The organism is Prochlorococcus sp. MIT 1300 (assembly GCF_034092375.1).
Classification (GTDB): domain Bacteria; phylum Cyanobacteriota; class Cyanobacteriia; order PCC-6307; family Cyanobiaceae; genus MIT-1300.
Map to the genome: position 1 here is coordinate 362504 of NZ_CP139302.1, position 18583 is coordinate 381086.

Here is an 18583-nt window from a genome sequence, read left to right on the forward strand (position 1 = left end):
GAACAAGCTTATGAGTGAACTCCAGCGACTAAAGGGGCTTTTGCCACCGGAGAATCAAAGCTGGGTGTTCGTGGAGGCAGCCGCAGCCGTTGATCCCCCTCTGATTACCCTTGAAGAGATTGGAAGAGATGAGGTCGAAATTCAAGTCGATCTTGACCCCTGGGACAATCTTGCTATTGATCACCGAAACCTACTTTTCTGGCATGAAGTAGGTCGAATTCAAAATGACACAATTCCTCGGGACGGTTGGGAGATGGCAGCCTTAGCGATTGGATTAGGTGGGGCAATTGGAGAATTATGGGTACAGGATGGCCTCCTGTTGCTTATGGCTTTAGGACTTTCCGGTTTTGCGGGATATCGGCTTTACCTTAAAAACAACTCAGAAAAACGATTACAGGATGCAATCGCAGCAGATGAACGTGCCATAGATTTAGCTTGCCGCTTTGGCTATAGCGTTCCAAACGCCTATAAAAGCCTTGGTGGTGCTTTAAAGGAACTTGTTGAGCAAAGCCGTAAAAAGAAAAAACGGAGCTTCTATGAAGACCGGTTAGAAGCACTCCGCAAGAGCGCAGGAAAAGCCCGAGCCGAAATGGCCCAACAAGAGGGCTCTAGCCAATCCTTAACAAGTGAAAATGTATATGGATAGTCATCAGCTTGCTGAACTTGCAGCAGAAGCCTGTGATGACCGCAAAGCAACTGATATTGAACTAATACGAATAGAAGAAGTTTCTTGCTTAGCTGAATGGATTGTAATTGCAGGTGGTTTTTCTGATGTACAAGTACGAGCGATAGCAAAATCAGTTGAGGACAAATTAAAAACTCAGGCCGAAAGATTGCCCTTAAGGTCTGAAGGCGTCAATGAAGCAAAGTGGGCATTACTAGATTATGGGGAACTTATTGTTCATGTTCTTCAACCTAATGAAAGAAAATACTATGACCTTGAGTCATTTTGGAGCACTGGAGAACGTAAGTTTTTCTCGAGCACATATAAAGACATATAAATGATTGCGCCCTCATCAACATGTCCTGTTCCTAAAGATCAAATTCCACTAGAAGAATATCTTCAGCTAAAAAGGTCATGGTTCTTCTCATGGCCTACGGAAGCAAAGAAACAACTTAATCAAAACCTAATAATAAGCTGGCTCTTGATTCTTCCATTGTCCTTTATTGTTTCAAATGGCAGTTACAACCTAAAAGGAGATATAAATTCACTAATCTTAACCTCTATTTCCTATAGCTTTTTATTGCCTATTCTGCTGCTATTAAGACAACTACTTGGATGGAGACACCTATACAATAGGCTGAGAGAAGAAACAATTAGTTACGAGGAATCAGGCTGGTATGATGGTCAAATTTGGGAAAAACCACAATCATGGATAGAGAAGGACTCTATGATTGCAGAATACGAAATAAAGCCAATTCTTGACAAACTTAAGTACAGCATGACGTACTTTATACTGTCTTTGATAACAAGTATATTTTTCACTAATTACACCTAGGAATTTACTCAAAGCTTTATCAATGAATATTCAAGCAGGTCTAGACATTTCTAAGCGTAATATCATTGCGCCATTAAAAGTAGTCCTAAAAAGAAGTGGCTCTATTGAATCAGTCCATAGAGTTCATGCGGTAGTTTCTGACGAAAAAGGAAGAATCCTTATGAGAGCAGGTAATGCCCATCTGGAAACCTTTATAAGATCCTCCCTTAAACCTTTTCAAGTATTACCACTAATAAGTAGTGGAGCCTCTGAAAAGTTTAATTATGGGGAAAAAGCAATTGCTATCTGTTGTGCCTCACATAACGGGAGTCCCTTACATGCGAGAGAGGCCTTCAAGGTTTTATGGAATGCCGACATCGATGTGGACTTTTTGCAATGCCCTACTCCGGTAGGCAGGAAAAGTCCTTTAGAACATAACTGTTCTGGAAAACACGCTGGCTTCCTAGCTACCTGCAAGAAAATGAATTGGCCTTTAGAAACTTATCTAAAAGGCAATCACCCACTGCAAGTTGAGGTATTTAGGAGAGTAGCTGAGCTACTTGGATTGCCGCCTGAAGAATTGTTAGCCGCTAGAGACGATTGCGGAGCACCAACACTTCGACTTGAGTTATCGCAAATGGCCATGCTTTATGCGCATCTTGGGAGTTCTAAGCAAGCTCAAATAGAAGCAATATCGCGCGCAATGGTCTCTAATCCTGAATTGATTGCAGGTATTAAAAGGTTTGACACTGAATTAATGCTTCGTGCACACCGCCAGGTTGTTAGCAAAGGAGGGGCTGAAGGTATTCAATGTATATCTAGGCTTTCTGACGGAATTGGCCTAGCTATTAAGGTTGAAGATGGATCAGCAAGAGCCAAGAGAGCAGTAGCATTGCATCTACTAAGACAGCTGGAATGGCTAACACCAACAGGTCTTCAAGAGCTAGAAGAACAAGTTCTTGTAATCAACCCAGGAGTAGAGCTTGAAGTACAGGGGGAATTAAAATTCCTTGAATCATAGAAATTGTGGTGCCAAAGCAGCTTGGACATGTATGCTTATTCCAAATCGCGGGGTAGAGCAGTCTGGTAGCTCGTCGGGCTCATAACCCGAAGGTCGCGAGTTCAAATCTCGCCCCCGCCACCAAATCGCCCCCCAAATGGGGGGTATTTTAATGAACGAACTAATCCCATACAAAGTCGATTCTCAAACATCACAAAACAGCTGAGTACCTTTAGACAATTAAATATACATTAATTTAAAATAGTTACTTAAAACTATTAGGCAAATGATTAAAGCCAATACCAAATTACTGTAAGACCTCAAAGCACTTAGAGACTAGGTTTGAAAAACCACATTACATAGAGTAATTACGATAAAAGAAATAATTTAAATGTAGGTTTATCCCTTAGGTGGTGGTCCTTCACTAACAATTAAGTTCTGTCTCTAAAAGACGCTAATTAGACAAGTTATAAAATTAATGATATCTTCTTATGATTGTTGTCATGTTGATCTAGCAAATGATTGAAAATTCAGCAAACCAAAGAAGATTTCGTTTTCTCTATAAGTCAATAATGTTCGCCATCACATCATTTACCACTCTAAGTATTCTTTTTTATTCGAATTTTACAAGCAAGGTCTCTGCAACGACGATATTTATGAAAACAGAACCCAACAAACTGGTAGAAAAAGTTGCAAACGGTTATTCAAATAAGTTTTGCAATGCTATAGGAATTGGGGTATCTCAAGATGGTGCACTAAAAATGACAATAGCAGAAAATAAAAGCGCTACATATAATCCATCTTTATGGTTAGACATAGCTATTTCTGGGAAGGACTCAATCGATAAAGTTGACCAAAATATACTATTAGAACTAGTAGCTAAGAATGTTGTAAACAAATGCGGATATCCAATTGGACTTGAAGGAAGCGAAGGAGTAGAGGATTTTAGATTAAGATTGGAAGAAGCATTATCAGACATAGAAGAGTAATTTAATCATCTATTTCAAATCAACAATTAACACTCCAAAGTTGCTCTTGTTTCTCTTCCGGTAATTGGGTTGATGCCCTCTGCCGCATCGCACAGTTGCCTCAATTCATCTGACCTTATCTGAACATTCGTAAAATCTGCTCCTGTAATTATTACATCCTTAAAATGTGTGTTAAATGCAAATGCATCTTCCAAAATAGCGTTAGTCAAGTTTGTACCCTCCAAGACAGCTGAGTCTAAAGTAGCGTCACGGAGATTCGTATTGCTTAAGTCTGCCTCCTGAAGTTTCGCTCCGAACAAGCTTGCACCTTGGAGGTCACTGCCGGCGAGAGAAGATCTTCTTAGGTTTGTTAAGTTAAAGGTGACACCCTTTAAGTCTCTATTAGAAAAATCTGTTTCAATAAGTACTTGTTTTGCATAATCCATCGCTGAAAAAGCAGGGAGTGGCACGAGGAATAAGTAACAAATCAGTAGGGGAAAGACATGCCTGTTTAGATAGTTCATTATTTTAGAGATTGGAGTTTGCCCTGCTTTAAGTTTTTCCATAGGCTTTAGTTCGTTCCTCTAAAAACCAAGCAACAATCAAAGCATAAATGATTGACTCTTTAAATATGGCGCAAAGTAAGACATTTATACCAATATGGATTAATGGACAGCCAAGCTTTTTGGTTTAAATCAAATTGATAGCGCTTGAAATGGCTTTCTTGCTGGTGCAACGCTTTGTGGCAACCTGATAGCAGAGATGAAATTAGTAGCTATTACAAAAGTAATAAGGTTAAAGGCATGTTGACCAATTCAACAAAAAAGCGCATACAGGAAATCCTGAATCGAATTTCAAATGACCAAGTGATTTCAATTGAAGAGCGCCTTTATCTGCAGAGACTGGCGGATAAGGACCAAACTGTTGCTTCATGGCTACATAAGGCCAGAAGGAAACAACAATATCCACAGAACAATTCTGGTATTGACCAATTGTTGGATGATTTAAGTCTGGGCGCTATTGACCAAGACGATTCCTATCTGCCTGGCAAAGATGATTTAGGCGATTGGTTTAGAGGTGCTCCATCCTGGTTGGGACGAAGCTGAAGACAAATGTATATATAGGCAAGGTTGTGAACAATCATCCCTTTGAAGCAGTTGTAGTCGGCTCAGGAGCTACTGGAGGTATTGCCGCTATGACATTGGCGCAATCTGGAATAAGGACCCTAGTCATCGAAGCAGGGCCTCAATTAAAGGTGGAAAAAGCTTTAGGGTCTGAGCCCACAAATACCTTTAGGAGACTAATTGGACTAGCAAGTGGTGAACAAAAAGTACAAGCGCAACACCCTGGCTACTGGAAATCAAACCCTCTTTTATATACAAATGAAAAATTTAATCCATACACCTATCCACTTAATAAACCTTTTATGTGGACTCAAGGTCGACAAGTAGGAGGAAGAAGCTTGACATGGGGAGGTATTACATTGCGAATTTCTGATCATGATCTAAAAGCACCAATTCAGGATGGGTATGGTTCCGAATGGCCTATTTCCTACAATGATCTATCACCACATTATTCATTTATTGAAAAGTCCCTACTGGTTCATGGAAATAAGGATGGATTAGATTACTTACCAGACGGCGAGTTCCTTAATCCATTACCCTTAACAGAAAGTGAAAAGATCTTTTTTGAAAAGGTTCAAAGCCAACTAAATTACCAATGCATTCATTCCAGAGGGTTTGCACATCACGATTCCGCCGACAAAAATGTATGGCCAAATTCAAGCAGTTTAGGTAGTAGTTTAAAAAATGCTTTAGCAACAGGCAAAGTAGAAATATTACCCAATAAAATGGTAGATCATTTAATATTTAATAAAGATTGTACAAGAGCCAGTGGACTAATACTTGTTGATCAAACTAATGGCAAAAGAGAAAAACTCGATGCCAATCTAGTTGTGCTTTGTGCATCAACAATTCAAACACTAAGGATCCTATTAGAGTCCAAAGAACAAAATTTATCTAATGGCTTTATAGACCCATCTGGCAAGCTAGGACAATGCTTAATGGATCATGTCTCTACTTGTCGATTTTTCTCTCTACCCAACAGAAGTTTAAAAGACAAAGATACACAAAATAAAGAGAAGCATATCCTTTCAGGAGCTGGTAGCTTTTTTATGCCTAATTGCTCTAATAGTGAACATAGCTTAAGAAAAAATTTTCTTAGAGGATATGGATTGTGGGGTGGAATAGAGAGGTTTGAACCTCCAGGTTGTTTAAAGCGGAGAGGAGATTCCTCAATCGGTTTCTTAATAGGTCATGGGGAGGTTCTTCCAAGAAGTGATAACAAAGTAACTCTCTCTCACAAAACCGATAGATGGGGTATTAAAGCCCCACATATCGAATGTTCTTGGGGTGAGAATGAAAAGAAAATGGTCACTCATATGAACAAAACAATCGAAGACTCAGTTGAAGCTTCTGGTGGAACAATTAGCCCTCTTAAAGAACTAGTAAAGATGCCTTTTATAGAGCCCTTTGTTGATAGCGCAATTGCATTGCAAACAAGCTCGCCGCCACCTGGGTATTACATACACGAAGTAGGAGGCGCTCCTATGGGTGTAAACGAGAAGACTAGTGTCGTTGATTCATTCAATAGATTATGGAGATGTCCAAATGTGCTTGTTGTGGACGGAGCTTGTTGGCCAACTTCAGCCTGGCAAAGCCCAACCCTGACAATGATGGCAATCACTAGACGAGCATGCCTAGAAGCTATTAAACCTCAGTCCTAGTGAAGAGTTCATTTAAATAACACTCTCTGACCACCCTATCTTCGCAACCATTCTGGAAAAGGAAATTAGCCAAAGCGGAACTCATAACTCTGTATTGATCCCAATTTGGGTTTGTAGCAATAAATTGCCTCATGCCTCGATATAGGGCCTCTGGGATCTCAGTTTCCAAACTGACGTAACTAGAAGAACTAGAAAGGCAAGAAGAGTCGTCCTGCAATCGTGTAGCAACGTTCTCTTTGACGCAACGCTCTAATTGATTTCGGTCCATTCAGTGCTCCAAGCATTTTGTTTCTGCAGTCCAGGAAGCCACAAACTTTCTGAGACGTCAAAGGACACTTTCAATAATGAGCTGATCACGAGATCACTCAAGACTCATGTCGTAGCAAGCCTTTTATAGTCCGCTCTGGAAATTTACCCTCTACAAAAACCAACTCACCAGTCCTGTCAAGCATCATTCGCCACCAAAACCTAAAACCACAAAAAACAAGGAAATTCAAACCCCCTTTCATATTCACAGTGGAAAAAGGCATTAATCCTGTGGAAAAAGCCGGGGAAAATAGAAACCTGAACTCACATAAGTCCTGCTAATACCTAGGGAGTCTCATAAGTCTCTACCTAGAAGAGACTTATGAGCCTGGGCGTTTCAACTAATTTTCTTTATTTTTCGCCTCTAAAGATTGGTGCTTGCTAACTGGACCTAAAGGGTGGTTCGCATGCGGGTAAACAATATGGTCATGATCATGGGTGTGAGTGTGACCATGATCATGGTCATGGGTATAAAAGGAATCACATGCTCCAGTGCACTCGCTTTCGCAAAGATCGCAGGTTTTATCCAAGCCTTCAACATGACTATGATGACTTCTCTGAACAAGTCCAACTTCATTTTCAAAGCCAAGAACTTGTGATCTGTATTTGCATAATGCACAGTTCATAGCGGTATTTCCTTCCAAGGTGTCAATAATTCTTTCCACAAATGTTTTAACGACCAAAGGTTGATTACCTAGATAGGAAGCTGAAACAAATTCAACCATTGGAAATTCAGCAGAGACTTTCTTTGTATGTTCACGGATCCGGCTAACTAGTACACCAGAAAACAAAAAATATGGAAAGACAATAATCCTCTTAAAGCCAAGTTTAACAAGGTGTCGTAAGCCAGGTTCAACCAAAGGGAAAGTTACCCCAGAGAAAACTGTTTCACCCCAGCCAAAGCCAAATCCCTCTACAAGCATTCTAGTTATCTTAGATACATTTGAATTCGCATCTGGATCTGAAGAACCACGACCAACTACTACTAATAGTGTTTCTGATAGGGGCATTGAATTTAATGGTGATAAGGCCTGCTCGATTCGAAAACCAGCGGCACCTATCATGTGATTACATATACCAAGCTCACGCCCGTATTCAATAGTTAGACCATTTTCGGCTGAATATCTATTAAGAGTGGAGGGAATGTCATTCTTTGCATGACCTGCAGCGAAAAGCATTGCGGGTATAGCAAGGACTCTATTAACTGAAAGGGACTTAAGACGATCTAAGCCTTCCTTCAGGGTTGGTCTAGCAAACTCTAAGTAACCATACTCAACGGGTATACCTGGCAATACCTTGCGAATACCATCTACTAGTTGGGCAAATTCCTCTACAGCCAAACGATTTCTGCTCCCATGCCCACAGACCAGAATGCCCAGATCTAAAGCGTTCTTACCAAAAAGCTCAGGATTCAACGGGTTAACCACTTAGTTTTCCATCAAGTCGAAGTAAGGTGTAAGACCATCCACCTTAGGTACGCTAAAGAGTGAGAATTAAAGGCCCATTATTCAGCATTCTCTAAAAGTACCAAACTCTTTAGCAAACGATGCTCGAGTTACAGGGATTCTTGAAGCAAATCCAGACAACCTTCAAGAATTTCTCTGCAAAGCGAATTTGTCGCTCGAACCGTTTCTTGTATGTAGTGGAGGCACTACAAGTAGATGTGCTGCTAATGGTTGTTTGACAATAGACATGCGTCATGGCTTCAATGAATTTCTCTTAGAAGAGGGTACAAATAATTTAAAAATGGGCTCTAGTCATAACATGATTAGTGTTTTAATAGAGCTAGCGAAGAAGGGAAGGGCATTTCCTGCAGGTTTATCAGGTTTACCTGGAATTGGTTATATCATTACAGGAGGTGTAAGCCCTCTAAGTAGATCCCAAGGGTTAGCAATAGATCAAATACTTAAATTGGAAGGTTTCTGGGGTAACGGAAAAAGATTTTGCTTAACAAAACCCACTTCAAATACAGATAAAAATAAAAAGATCATGTGGAAAGGACTTTGTGGAGCTGCTCCTTTCCTGGGAGTTATTACATCTCTAAAACTAGAAACGACATCTATTCCATCAATACAAGTTATTAAAATAAGACCTAGCACGAAACAACTATCCAATCTAATAAGGGAAGCAGAGAAATGGCCTAACACTATTAGCTTGCAATGGTTCTGGAAAGATAGAATCACAGCATATATAGTAATTTTATTACAGTCAAAGAGTAGGAACCAACAAACAATTGAAATACGAAAGAATTTGCTTAGTAATTATGATGCACAAGCCTTTTTCTATACAGGATTAAATAGTTTCTATAGCCTACTTCAGGAGGAGCAACCAACACAAAGGAAAGTGAAGGTTCACTCAGAGGTAATAAGTTTACTTTCTCCTGGATGGGGAACTAATTCAGAAGATTTGACTCAAAAAATTAAAATGCTTTTAGAAAAGAGACCCCACCCAGAATGCTCTATTGCATCCCAACAGTTAGGTGGAAACACAAAGATAAATTGCGATAATTTAACATCATTCATTCATCGAGAAGCAATCTGGAAGCCATGGATAACTGGAAGCTGGAATGCCGGAGACGCTAGTGGAAAAAAATCAAGTCTCAGATGGGTACTTGAGACATGGGAAGCTCTAGAGCCTTTTTGCCCATGGATTCATATGGCACAGCTTCATTCGCATCTCCCTTGGCACCAAAGAGAAATTGATTGTGCCTTTGGAGATTGGTTACCTGGGCTTAAGCAACTAAAAGACAAATGCGACCCAAACAACCTAATGGCCCCCCTGTGAGATACGGTCAACAAAGAAGAGAGCAAAGCTTTTATGACAAAACGATCGAAAACATCACTAAAACAAGATTGGTTTGGAAGTCCTAGAAAAGACATCCTCTCAGGTCTGGTAGTTGCATTCGCAATGATTCCTGAAGCGATTGCCTTCTCTGGAATAGCTGGTGTAGATCCAAAAGTCGGACTGTTTGGAGCGTTTTGCCTTTCAATCACTATCGCTTTTGTGGGTGGAAGAAATGCGATGATCACATCCGCTACTGGTTCAACAGCCCTACTTATGACAGGGGTAGTTGTAACTGGTGATGCTCAAGGGCCTGGAGTTGGACTTTCTTATTTAATAGCTGCTGGACTTTTAACAGGAGTATTTCAAATCCTATGGGGATATCTCAGGTTGGCTTACCAAATGAGATTTGTGCCCCAAGCTGTACTTAGTGGTTTTGTAAATGCTCTCGCACTTCTTATATTTCAGGCGCAACTACCTCAACTTGGAATTGACTTACTTCACGGGGAGGGATCTGGTGGGTCAATTTTGCCATTCAGCCAAATTCCAATTGTCTGGTTGCTTGTGGGTTTGGGCCTTTTAATTATCTACGGCTTACCAAAGCTAACAAGAGTTCTTCCATCACAATTAGTAGCCATTGCAATACTTACGATTATCACAGTTTCCTTTGATATCAACATTCCAACAGTACAAAGCCTGGGCGAACTTCCTGAGGGGCTTCCAAGCCTGTCGTTACCTTTTGGTTCCATTGAGCAGGGCAAAGTACCATTCAATATGGAGACATTGGGCATCATTCTTCCTACAGCGTTGGCAATATCGCTGGTGGGATTAATGGAAACTTTTCTGACTCAAGATATACTTGATGACATTACATTAACGAGTTCAGATAAGAACACAGAAGCCAAGGGTCAGGGCATAGCTAATTTAGTATCCTCATTCTTTGGAGGTATGGCTGGCTGTGCATTAGTGGGTCAATCAGTTATGAATATAGAGAATGGTGCAAGAACAAAACTCTCTACTTTATTTTCTGGCTTAAGCTTATTACTAATGATCCTCATTGGAAAAGCCTGGCTATATAAAATTCCAATGGCTGCTTTAGTAGCTGTAATGATTGCAATTTCAATAAGTACAGCTGATTTAGTTGGTTTAAGGAATATTAGAAAAATTCCAAGAAGTGACACAGCCGTAATGCTTATGACCTTTGCCGTAACGATGCTTACGACACCGCACAACCTTGCATTAGGAGTACTTGCTGGAGTTGCTCTAGCTGGAATACTTTTCAGCAGAAAAGTAGCAAAGGTAATAAAAGTACAGAAACATGAGATCAATCAAAATGAAATAACCTATGAAGTAATAGGTCAATTATTTTTTGTAAGTAAAATATATTTCTTACAAGGATTTGAATTTGGAGACCCAGGACAAAAAATAACAATTGACATGAGTCAAGCGCATGTCTGGGACCAAAGCGGAGTTGCAGCACTAGATCAGGTAATAAGAAAATTAAGTAAAGCGGGCTCAGACGTTAAAGTCGAAGGGCTCAACAAAGAAAGCCTGGATCTATTCGAGCGGCTAGGAGGCCAGGAACCCATTCATGCCTAAGATCAACCTTAGAGCTGTATAAAAACTTCCAATATTATTAAATTTAATTTAACCCATAATACATAATTCCTAAAAGTAGTAAAATAATATAAGTCTTTAACAACTAATGAATATAAAACTATTCTCTTTGCTTGTAGGCCTTCTTTTCACAGGTACGGGTTGTGCGACTTTAGAAGCTGGTAGAACATCACGCCTAGATATTATTCAAAGGCGTGGCGAATTAAATTGTGGAATTAGCGGCAAAATAAGCGGATTTAGTTATTTACATAAAGACGGATCATACAAAGGCTTTGATGTTGATATATGTAAGGCTATGGCAGCAGCATTTCTAGGAAATAGTGCCCTAGTTAATTTTCGTCCGTTAACAGCACCAGAAAGATTCACTGCACTAAGAACAGGTGAAGTCGACTTACTCTCTAGGAATACAACTATAAACCTTAGTAGAGATTCAAAAGGTGGTAATGGAGTTACATTTGCACCTATTGTTTTTCACGATGGCCAGGGCCTAATGGTAAGAAAATCCTCAGGAATAAGAACAATAGGCCAGCTAAGGAATAGTTTCATTTGTGTAGGTTCAGGTACGACGACTGAGCAAAATCTTAATGACACTTTCCAAGAAAAGGGAATAAAATATAAACCAATTAAATATCAGGATGCAAGCCAGGTCACTCAAGGGTACCTACAGAAACGTTGTAAAGCAATGACATCCGATCGATCACAATTAGCAGCCGCAAAAGCAGGCTTCCCATCAAAAGAAAGAGGTAAGCATATAATTTTATCCGACATGATTAGTAAAGAGCCATTAGCACCTGCATCTTTAGGAGGCGATGAAAAGTTAAGTGATGCAATCAGATGGGTCATTTATGCACTATTGGCTGCAGAGGAATATGGTATTAACAAAAATAATATTCAAGATAAGCTAATTCAGGCAGAGTCAGATAAAAGTCTAAGCTCACTCAGAAGACTACTGGGCATTGACGGAAAGCTTGGATCGAAGCTAGGACTATCTGATAACTTTGTAGTTAAAATCATCAGCAGCACAGGTAATTATGGAGAGATTTATGATAGGAATCTTGGGCCAATGAGTAATGTAAGTATACCTAGGTCAAGAAACAACCTCTATACGAATGGTGGCTTGTTATTTGCTCCGCCATTAAAATAAATGAAGCTTTCAAATTCCATTCTTATTCAATTTGTTTTTGGGATATTCTTATTTTCCCTTTTAGGTATATTAATAAATAATTTAATTGTTAATTTAATAGTTACTGATATGGGTATTAGCTTCAACTGGTTAGGAACCACAGCAGGTTTTGCTCTTTCCGAATCATCCTTGCCATACGAAGCCTCTGACACATATTTATGGGCCCTAATTAACGGCCTAGTCAATAGTCTAAAAGTCATATTTGCTGGTCTCTGTATTTCAACAATTATAGGTATATTTGCTGGCGTAGCAAGACTAAGCGGCAACCTGCTGCTTAGGCATGTTTCGAATCTTTATGTGCTACTAATCAGGCAAATACCACTACTTATCCAGCTATTATTCTGGTACTTTGTTGCAATATTAGGTTTATCAGAAACACCTATTGAAATCCTAGCTGGTGGATTAAAGCTCTCTAATCAAGGTTTATCATTATTTGGAGTAACAGTTAGTGCAGAATTTTCTTCTATACTAATTGGTCTAAGCATTTTTACAGGTGCATATATTGCTGAGGTTGTAAGGGGCGGTCTCAACTCTGTAGACAAGGGACAATGGGAGGCATTTAAAAGCCTTGGATTGAGCCAAAGTATAGGCTTGCGAAAAATTATAATACCTCAAGCCTTACCAGCAATAATACCAGGACTAACAAGTCAATATCTAAATCTTGCCAAGAATAGTACACTGGCAATTGCAGTGGGCTATGCTGATATATATGCTGTAAGTGATACAACTATCACTCAAACAGGTAGGGCCATTGAGGGATTCGCAATGTTATTATGTACTTTCCTTATCATCAATTTACTGATAACAAGAGCCATGAATTTTGTCAACAATCTCTGCATTAAGATAAACACCAAGTAAACCCTAAGAATAACTTTTTACATGAATATTCTAAAGTCAATCAAAAAGAATCTTCTTTCTAGTCCGGTAGACATCCTTATCTCTACTTGTATTATATCAATGGGCATATATATATTTAATAGGACAATAGGTTGGATCTCAAATAGAGCTGACTGGTCAGTAGTCTACGAAAACATAGATTTATTTGCTTTTGGAAGCTATCCAGCTTCAGAGAGGTATAGACCGCTTTTATGGATTATAGCCATACTAGTACTAACTCTATTTACCTTAAATTCAAAAAGGACAGAAAAGACATCAAAGGCCTTAACAATTGCTTGGTTATTGTTCTTACCTATAGGCCTCTTCATTATAAGTGGCGGAATTTTTCTAACCCCTGTAGCAACTTCAGCATGGGGAGGCCTTACTCTAACTCTGGTACTTACATTATGTAGCTGTGCTATCTCTTTGCCGCTGGGAATTTGTCTTGCTTTAGGGCGGCAGAGTAAGGGATATTTCATAAATAATCTGTCTAGAATATATATAGATACTATGAGATCATTTCCATTAATAACAGTTTTATTCTTTGGGCAACTATTGATACCATTATTCCTGCCAATTGATTTAGATATAAATAGAGTTTTACGAGCTATTATTGCATTTGCATTCTTCGCATCCGCTTATATAGCTGAGGATATAAGGGGGGCATTACAAGCTATTCCAAAAACTCAAGAGGAGGCCTCAATCGCACTAGGTTTAACAAAACGACAAACTCTTAGTTGGATAATACTTCCTCAAGCCCTAATAATAGCCATACCTGCACTGACTAACCAAGCAATAGGACTTTTACAAAACACTAGCCTGATGGCAATATTAGGCCTTGTAGAACTTCTAGGGGTCAGTAGAAGCCTCTTGGCTAATCCTGATTATATAGGAAATTACTTAGAGGTATATGTGTTCTTAGCTATTGTGTATTGGATGGCTGGCCTAGTGTTATCCCTACTGGCAAGACATCTAGAAAAGCAATTCTCCCATTGATCCTGTATAAAAATGAGTACTGCAATTAAGGCCGAAAATCTAAGTAAAAGCTTTGGAGGTACCTTTCATGCTCTTGATAATGTTTCACTTGACGTTTATAAAGGAGAAGTACTTGTAGTAATGGGTCCCTCAGGTTCTGGAAAAAGTACTCTCATAAGAACCTTTAATGGGCTTGAAGGTATAGACAGGGGAAGACTAGAAGTGCTCGGTATCCCTATAGGGCCAAATAATGAAGAGAGAAATATTAGAGAGATAAGAAAACGAGTCGGTATGGTGTTCCAGCAATTTAATTTGTTTCCTCACCTTACTGTTCAACAAAACATAACTTTAGCCCCGATAAAGGTTAAAGGGCAAACTCATGTTGAGGCAAATTCAAACGCAATAAAATTACTAGAACTAATGGGTATAACTGAACAGGCAGAAAAATACCCAAGTCAATTAAGTGGAGGACAACAACAAAGAGCAGCAATAGCAAGGGCCCTTGCTCTTGAACCAGATCTAATGCTTTTTGATGAACCTACAAGCGCGTTAGATCCCGAGCGTGTAAAGGAGGTATTAGATGCAATGAGAGTTCTCGCAAAGCAAGGTATGACGATGGTTGTAGTTACACATGAGATTGGATTCGCAAAGGATGTAGCCGATCGAGTGGTTTTTATGGACGAAGGAAAAGTTGTGGAGACCTCGTCACCACAGAGTTTCTTTAATAACGCAAGCGAGGAACGAAGCAGGCGATTCTTAAACCAAGTAATGTAGTCTTCTATGTAAAGAATGAATCAAAAAAAAGGATAATCACATTAAGGTAAAAGGCTTTGGAGCGCTCAAATTAGCAATAATTACTGCTTTCATATCAATTTGTAAGAAAGAACAAGACAAAACTTGCTAGTATTTAAGCCACTAGAAGAATCGTTGTAGACTAGAAAAACAATAAACTTATTAGCAGATGGCTTACAACGAATTCACAATCGTCGCTGGTGGACTTGCTCACGTTCCAATTGTCATCGGGCTTTTCAAGTTCTTTGATGGCACCACTGCAAAAGGGTACGAGGCAGAGAAGGCTGCAAGAGAAGCTGCTGAAGCTAAAGCAAAGGTTGAGGCCGAAGCCAAGGCTGCTGCCGAAGCAAAAGCCAAAGCTGATGCAGCCGCTAAGGCTAAAGCTAAGGCTGATGCGAAGGCTAAGGCTGATGCGGAAGCGGCAGCTAAAGCAAAGGCAGAAGCAGAATCTGCATCAGATTAATTAATTCTCTATATATCATTAATTCATATCCCACAAGAATACCGGCCTAAAGATATAGATTATAAATACGTTAAAAGGTTTCCTTATAAATACCTTCTAAATGTAAGGTTAATTCTTTCTTCCTTAACTCTTCTTCGTTTAGGGAGAGAATGCTTCCAATATTTTTGGCAGTCAGGATGGAAGATAACCAAGTCTCCATTACCAAGAAATAATCGCTCAGAGGTCTTAGTATCATTACTCCTCAGCAACAAATCCCTCCCTATACCTAAAGAGACTGAAGCTATTGATGCTTTCTGATCAAGTTCCGGTTCGTTGTCGGAGTGCCACCCCATGCTATCCAAACCATCACGATATAAGTTTAGGAGGCAGCCATTAAAATCCTCTCCAGAAACTTTATTAACCTTATTTAGTAATGGGATTAACCAAACTGGCCATCCTGAACCTACATGCTGTAATCCACTATATCTATAAGTAACATTATTACTACCTAGAAAAGCACTCATGCGGGGGGTTTTATAAGTTTTTCCATAGACAAATACTTCGTTCACTTGCCAATATAGTTTATCGGAAATTGTTGACTGCCAATACTTAGCCAGTCTTGGTGACAACCAATGTTTAATGTGTGACCAAGGTCGTGAAATGTCGGATGACCCATTTACCTTGATTTTATCTGCAAAAGAATTTATGGGTAGAAAAATACGTAGATATAAGTAAAGTAGAATGAAATAAAGTCAAATTCGAAACAGTTTAATGAATATTACAAGTGTATATAATCAAGAACTATTAGTTAAGAAACTACTTGATCCAAACGCCTACGATCATAGAACAAAAAATTTCGAGCTCATCGAAACTCACATCTCCTGGATTGTCCTAACTGGTTATTATGCATATAAAATTAAAAAACAGCTAAAGTTATCATTCTTAGACACATCTAACATAAACAATAGAAGATTACTATGCCAAAGAGAATATAGAATCAACCAAAAATTTAATACAGATTTGTACATAGGTGTAAATAGAATAATCGGGACTATGCAGAATCCGAGAATTGAGGACAAGGACATTTCTGGTGACGAGTTAGTGAAACCCGGAACGCTTGAATTAGCCGTGAAAATGAACCAATTTGACACTATAAAAAGTCTAGATAAAATTATACATTCTAAATTTAATATAACAAAAGAAACTATCAGGCTTGGCAAGAATCTTGCTAGAATTCACAAGTTAGCTAAATTAAATAGCAATAAGACAAGGCGGTTTCCGTATACTCAACAAGCTGTATTAGATAATATTAATGTCCTTAATGATTTAAATATAATATATGCAGGTAAAAATCGCATGATAGATCATAGAATCTGGGTGAAACGAGAGATAGACCGACTTAGTAATAGGTTTAAAGAAAGAGAACAATCAAAGGCTATAAGGGCCTGTCATGGGGACATTCATCTGAGAAATATCTATTTGAATCAAAACTCTAAACTTTGTATATTTGACGCTTTGGAGTTTAACGATGACCTTAGATATATTGACCCATTAAGTGAAGTATCGTTTTTATTCGTAGATTTGTTTATAAACCAAAAACAGATACTAGCGACAACACTTTTAAATAGTTGGTTGGAAGAAATTGGTGATTATTCAGGTATGGATCTCTTTAGATGGTATAGCGCATACAGATCAACCGTGTTAGCAAAGGTTCATGCAATAAGAAGTAAACAAATACAAGACCGTAAGCATTTAACTAAATCTGATAAGAACTGTATAAAGGAGTATGAATCTAAGGTGAAAATGTATTTAGATTATGCGGTTAAAATGGAATCTGAATCCCAGTCCACATTGATATTAATGCATGGATTAAGTGGAAGTGGGAAAACATTTATCAGTAATTTTCTTCTCAAAAGCATTCCTTCTATAAGGATTCGCTCAGATTTGGAGAGGAAGAGGATACACAAGATGATTAAGCTTGGATTGACAGGTCAATACCCTAAAATATCCATCAAAGAAAAAAATATTTTCATAAATAAAAGACTATCGCTCTACGACAAAAATTATACGGACTGGCTATTTAACAAATGGATTCCTTTAATCGCCTATAGGTCATTGAGCAGCGGCTTAACCACAATTTTAGATGCGTGCTTCCTACGAAGAAGAGAAAGATCGTATCTAATTGAAATAGCTAAGCAACTAAATTCAAGCATCATAATATTACAATGTCACTGTAATGACAGTGAAGCAAAGAGAAGGATCCTATCAAGACAACAAATGGGAGAAGACCCTTCCGATGCATCTTACGAAATCCGGCTAAATCAGAAATCGTATATCGAAGAACTAAACAAAGAAGAAATGAAATATAGTATTAGTGTTGGAGAGGATTGCAACCTCGATGATTTAAAAAATAAAATTATTGATGAGATGAAAAAGCAGAGATTAATCAAACGGATATAAGGCTTGTACCTTATATTGCATTTTCATTATTTAAAAAGCTAACTCTCTGATAACAGAACCATAACCATTGTTGAAAGAGAAGGTTTCGATGTGAACGCCATGAAGTTTGTGGATTATCAGAATCAAAATTTTCTGGTGGTGGCACATCTCCTCTAGCCTTATCGCGTTCCATTTCAGCTAATAGTCTACCTGCATTATATTCGGGATGTCCTAAATGCATTAATTGACGTTGATCAGAGGATTCAAAGATCGTATATCCAACCTTCTCTCCATAAGCCAAAAGTCTAAGTTTATCTTTTCTTTGAGCAGCTTCCATTGCAGAGTCAGATAAACCTGCATATCGACTTTGTGGGCAATAGAATTTATCGTCCTGAGTTCCCATTAATGCATGTCCAGGAACAAGACTTCTCATTGGGTAGACTCCGAAAAGCTTTTGCTTAAAGGAATATTTATCAACACCTGCTAAATAGGCTAAGGCAAAGCCAGCCCAACATAGGCCGAGAGTACTTGCACAATGGATTTTTGCTTCTTCAATCAGTTCTACAAATTCAGTCCAATAATTAACCTCTTCAAAGGGAAGGTGTTCAACAGGAGCTCCTGTCACTATTAATCCATCAAGTGGAGTGGGTGACATAGCTTCGTCCCACCCAACATATAAAGCATCTAGATGCTTCAAGTCCCATGTCTTATATTTATGACTTTTTAAACGGATCCATATGGGCTCAATCTGTAATGGAGAGAGCCCTAATGGATGTAAAAGGTTAAATTCATATTGTTTACCCAGTGGCATTATATTAAGAATGCCTATCCTTAATGGTCTTATATCCTGCCTTTCAGCAAGGGAAGGCTCGATCCAAGAGATCCTGTTTCGCTCAAGGGCCGCAATTTTGTGATAGCTACGTGGAAGAATTAGAGCCATA

20 protein-coding genes and 1 tRNA gene are annotated in these 18583 nt (G+C 38.8%); 16 read left to right on the forward strand and 5 right to left on the reverse strand.

What is annotated here, in order from left to right; translation table 11 throughout:
* The first annotated feature begins 10 nt into the window (after positions 1–10).
* The 6 genes from SOI83_RS01835 to SOI83_RS01860 all read left to right on the forward strand — a co-directional run bounded on the left by SOI83_RS01835 (position 11) and on the right by SOI83_RS01860 (position 3467).
* Positions 11–646, forward strand: coding sequence for a DUF3318 domain-containing protein (locus SOI83_RS01835; RefSeq protein WP_320676912.1), 636 nt, complete (start codon positions 11–13; stop codon positions 644–646).
* Positions 639–1001, forward strand: a complete 363-nt coding sequence (gene rsfS, locus SOI83_RS01840) for a ribosome silencing factor (RefSeq protein WP_320676913.1) — start codon at positions 639–641, stop codon at positions 999–1001. Before SOI83_RS01835 ends, rsfS begins: the two co-directional genes overlap by 8 nt.
* On the forward strand, positions 1002–1499 hold the full coding sequence (locus SOI83_RS01845; RefSeq protein ID WP_320676914.1) for a CGLD27 family protein: 498 nt from the start codon (positions 1002–1004) through the stop codon (positions 1497–1499). It abuts the gene before it with no gap.
* 22 nt (positions 1500–1521) lie between these two features.
* Positions 1522–2499 carry an asparaginase gene (locus tag SOI83_RS01850; protein WP_320676915.1) on the forward strand — a complete coding sequence of 326 codons (978 nt, stop codon included), beginning with the start codon at positions 1522–1524 and terminating at the stop codon, positions 2497–2499.
* A gap of 46 nt (positions 2500–2545) precedes the next feature.
* Positions 2546–2622, forward strand: a tRNA-Met gene (locus tag SOI83_RS01855).
* 512 nt (positions 2623–3134) lie between these two features.
* Entirely contained in the window at positions 3135–3467 is a 333-nt protein-coding gene (locus SOI83_RS01860) for a hypothetical protein (protein ID WP_320676916.1), read from the forward strand.
* A 26-nt stretch (positions 3468–3493) separates the two neighbouring features.
* On the opposite strand, the gene SOI83_RS01865 is transcribed toward SOI83_RS01860, so the two are convergent.
* Positions 3494–3970: a pentapeptide repeat-containing protein gene (locus SOI83_RS01865; RefSeq protein WP_320677584.1), complete on the reverse strand. Its 477-nt coding sequence runs from the start codon at positions 3968–3970 to the stop codon at positions 3494–3496.
* A gap of 186 nt (positions 3971–4156) precedes the next feature.
* Between SOI83_RS01865 and SOI83_RS01870 the strand changes: the two genes are divergently transcribed.
* Together SOI83_RS01870 and SOI83_RS01875 are read left to right on the forward strand one after the other, a co-directional pair.
* Positions 4157–4552, forward strand: coding sequence for a hypothetical protein (locus SOI83_RS01870; protein ID WP_320676917.1), 396 nt, complete (start codon positions 4157–4159; stop codon positions 4550–4552).
* A 26-nt stretch (positions 4553–4578) separates the two neighbouring features.
* Positions 4579–6231: a GMC family oxidoreductase gene (locus tag SOI83_RS01875; RefSeq protein WP_320676918.1), complete on the forward strand. Its 1653-nt coding sequence runs from the start codon at positions 4579–4581 to the stop codon at positions 6229–6231.
* Here SOI83_RS01875 and SOI83_RS01880 read toward each other — a convergent pair.
* The gene (locus SOI83_RS01880; RefSeq protein ID WP_320676919.1) at positions 6215–6499 is read right to left on the reverse strand and encodes a DUF2811 domain-containing protein; all 285 of its coding nucleotides are present in this window, start codon (positions 6497–6499) and stop codon (positions 6215–6217) included. The two genes, SOI83_RS01875 and SOI83_RS01880, sit on opposite strands and share 17 nt — an antisense overlap.
* 379 nt (positions 6500–6878) lie before the next feature.
* Complete coding sequence (locus SOI83_RS01885) at positions 6879–7964, reverse strand: sirohydrochlorin chelatase (protein ID WP_320676921.1); 1086 nt, start codon at positions 7962–7964, stop codon at positions 6879–6881.
* A gap of 187 nt (positions 7965–8151) precedes the next feature.
* On the opposite strand from SOI83_RS01885, the gene SOI83_RS01890 reads away from it, so the two are divergent.
* The 7 genes from SOI83_RS01890 (at position 8152) to SOI83_RS01920 (ending at position 15224) form a co-directional block, all read left to right on the forward strand.
* Positions 8152–9321 (forward strand): FAD-binding oxidoreductase, encoded by a 1170-nt coding sequence (locus tag SOI83_RS01890; RefSeq protein ID WP_414153425.1) that lies wholly within the window; start codon positions 8152–8154, stop codon positions 9319–9321.
* A gap of 33 nt (positions 9322–9354) precedes the next feature.
* Positions 9355–10917: a SulP family inorganic anion transporter gene (locus SOI83_RS01895; protein ID WP_320676922.1), complete on the forward strand. Its 1563-nt coding sequence runs from the start codon at positions 9355–9357 to the stop codon at positions 10915–10917.
* Between the two features lie 106 nt (positions 10918–11023).
* Positions 11024–12079, forward strand: coding sequence for an amino acid ABC transporter substrate-binding protein (locus tag SOI83_RS01900; protein ID WP_320676923.1), 1056 nt, complete (start codon positions 11024–11026; stop codon positions 12077–12079).
* A complete protein-coding gene (locus tag SOI83_RS01905; protein WP_320676924.1) occupies positions 12080–12976 on the forward strand; it encodes an ABC transporter permease subunit in 897 nt (298 codons plus the stop codon). It abuts the gene before it with no gap.
* 21 nt (positions 12977–12997) lie between these two features.
* A complete protein-coding gene (locus tag SOI83_RS01910) occupies positions 12998–13990 on the forward strand; it encodes an amino acid ABC transporter permease (protein ID WP_320676925.1) in 993 nt (330 codons plus the stop codon).
* Between the two features lie 12 nt (positions 13991–14002).
* Complete coding sequence (locus tag SOI83_RS01915) at positions 14003–14743, forward strand: amino acid ABC transporter ATP-binding protein (protein WP_320676926.1); 741 nt, start codon at positions 14003–14005, stop codon at positions 14741–14743.
* A 187-nt stretch (positions 14744–14930) separates the two neighbouring features.
* Positions 14931–15224 carry a type I antifreeze protein gene (locus SOI83_RS01920; protein ID WP_320676927.1) on the forward strand — a complete coding sequence of 98 codons (294 nt, stop codon included), beginning with the start codon at positions 14931–14933 and terminating at the stop codon, positions 15222–15224.
* Positions 15225–15307: 83 nt separating this feature from the next.
* Here the strand turns inward: SOI83_RS01920 and SOI83_RS01925 are convergent, their stop codons facing one another.
* Positions 15308–15946 carry an alpha-ketoglutarate-dependent dioxygenase AlkB gene (locus SOI83_RS01925; RefSeq protein ID WP_320677586.1) on the reverse strand — a complete coding sequence of 213 codons (639 nt, stop codon included), beginning with the start codon at positions 15944–15946 and terminating at the stop codon, positions 15308–15310.
* Between the two features lie 28 nt (positions 15947–15974).
* Between SOI83_RS01925 and SOI83_RS01930 the strand changes: the two genes are divergently transcribed.
* Positions 15975–17663 carry an AAA family ATPase gene (locus tag SOI83_RS01930; protein ID WP_320676928.1) on the forward strand — a complete coding sequence of 563 codons (1689 nt, stop codon included), beginning with the start codon at positions 15975–15977 and terminating at the stop codon, positions 17661–17663.
* Positions 17664–17673: 10 nt separating this feature from the next.
* Here SOI83_RS01930 and SOI83_RS01935 read toward each other — a convergent pair whose 3' ends face one another.
* A complete protein-coding gene (locus SOI83_RS01935) occupies positions 17674–18582 on the reverse strand; it encodes a homoserine O-succinyltransferase (RefSeq protein ID WP_320676930.1) in 909 nt (302 codons plus the stop codon).
* Between the last annotated feature and the right edge of the window lies 1 nt (position 18583).